At 31.3% G+C, this 2,124-nt stretch carries 3 protein-coding genes; all 3 read left to right on the forward strand.

Annotated features, from left to right (window positions below; all coding sequences use genetic code 11):
• A partial coding sequence (locus tag EZH24_RS10695; RefSeq protein WP_137999108.1) for a hypothetical protein occupies window positions 1-939 on the forward strand: 939 nt, incomplete at its 5' end.
• Window positions 940-993: 54 nt separating this feature from the next.
• A complete protein-coding gene (locus tag EZH24_RS10700) occupies window positions 994-1,419 on the forward strand; it encodes a PepSY-like domain-containing protein (RefSeq protein ID WP_137999109.1) in 426 nt (141 codons plus the stop codon).
• Window positions 1,420-1,497: 78 nt separating this feature from the next.
• On the forward strand, window positions 1,498-1,977 hold the full coding sequence (locus tag EZH24_RS10705) for a hypothetical protein (RefSeq protein ID WP_137999110.1): 480 nt from the start codon (window positions 1,498-1,500) through the stop codon (window positions 1,975-1,977).
• Window positions 1,978-2,124 lie beyond the last annotated feature (147 nt).

Raw genomic sequence — 2,124 nt, forward strand, 5'->3', positions numbered from 1 at the left:
TTAATTAGAGACGATTATAGAAGAAAATTGCTCGATTTGAATAGGACGAATTTATCTTTCTTTCAAAAATACCCGATAGAATTTCATTTGACTTCAACTTTTTCTTATGCGGCGCATACGAATACTTTTAATATGCGAGACACTTTCGTTTCGCTTGGGCAGACTTTTCATAACGATTATATAGCTTTTACGGGATTTATAACGGCGTTTGGTTATTTCGACACGCATGAACCCGACAGTAATTATTCTTATATAAAAGGAAACGCGGGACTCTATGACGGCGGAGTTCAGGCAATTTTTATAGATAGAATTTTAGTTTCGGCGAGAGGAAGAGCGACTTTCGATATTAACACTACTACATTTATGTTGATGCCTCATTATTATGACACGACTTTGAATCCAGCGAATATAGACACTCCGAATTATTATATTCCTCAAACATTAAACGGGGCGGGGATAAGAGTCGGATTTATCGGCAATCATTACGAAATAGCTTACTCGCAGGGAGATTTTAGGCATAGCATACCGAAAGCGTTTTTATTCAGATTCAATATTCCTAATTTGGAGTTTAGATTTTTATACGAACATGAAAACAGAAAAGCTCCTCAAGATTATCATATAACTTTATTCGAGTCTTTGGTTCAGGCTTCTACGACTTTAAGATTTCCGTTTTTGAACGAAACTATTTGGCTAAACGCAATTGCGGAATATACTTGGAGAGAAAATGACGCTCATTATATTCGTTTGGAGCAGGGCTTCGAATGGTATATGCTCAATATCGCTTTAAGAGAGATGGTTCATATAGTTGACAAAAACGCAAAAGCTTATTTGGAATATACGATATTTGGAAAATTTATCGCTGGTCCCGCGGAATTTGCAATCGGTTTTCAAGGCTCGACTGACGGAAGATATTATATCGCGGGACATGTTAAATTATAAGAATTAAAAAATTATAAAATAAAAAAATAAAAATTAATTAATAAGGATAAAACAATGAAAAAAATAATCATTCTTTTTATTATCGCTTTTAATTTTTTGACTTTCAATTTACTTGCATCTTCGGTTGCAATAAGCGAAGTTCCTAAAAACGCAATTAATTTTGCGGACACATATTTTGCCGATTATTATTTATACAGAGCGGTTGAAAATTCTGGTTCATATACTTTAATATTCAAAGGCGGACTTAAAATACATGTAAACTCGAAAGGCGAATGGACTACAATAAGCGGCGGCGGAGACGAAATAAATATAGAATATTTGGAGAAAGAAGTTATCGATTCGATAAAAAAAGAATACGGCAACGAAAAAGTTATTTATGTAAAGAAACAAAAAAACGCGTATAAAATAAAGTTTAAAAATCGAAATAATATTACTGTTGATTTTGAAGGAAATATAAAAAAAGGAAGAAGAGATTATTGATTATAAATCGTATAAATTTTGAAAATATTACCGATATTATTAATAGTTTAATTTTTACAAATAATTTTAGGAGATAATATGCCCGTTGTAACGATAGAACATGAAGAATATCCTTCCGTGATAGTTATAGAATATAATAGTTTATACAAAAACGAGCTTATCAATTTTATTCATAATATAAAAATAAAAGACAATAAGGAAGAAGTTTATACCGAACCTTACTTTTTTAAGATTATACAAACGAATAATAGAAATGTCGGACTTCTTACTATAGACGGAAGAATCGAAGGATATTATTATATCAATAAAGAAGGAATGCTTAAATATATCTATATAAGTTTCCCTTACAGGAGAAGCGGTTTCGGAAAATTAATGATAGCGCATGCTTTGAAAATCAATCCCGAAGTGACATTCGAACAATCTCAAAATCAAGGATATAATAGATTGATTAACTCTCCTATATTCGAAGATATGCTTAAAGGAAATAGCTCTGAATCCAACGATATAGAATTTGACGATTCTGGCGGAAGTAAAGAAGGCGAACTTACTCTTTTTTAATTTATACTTTTTAGAAAATAAAGCGCTCTTACGGTTTGCCAAAGGCAACTGAGTAATAGGTAGACGCCAAAGCTCCGCATTAAAGTTTCTAATTTATAAGTCGATATTTTTATAGAATTATATAAAAATAAATAAATTTTTTTAAGA

The sequence above is a fragment of the Brachyspira catarrhinii genome (assembly GCF_005518285.1).
GTDB lineage: Bacteria > Spirochaetota > Brachyspiria > Brachyspirales > Brachyspiraceae > Brachyspira > Brachyspira catarrhinii.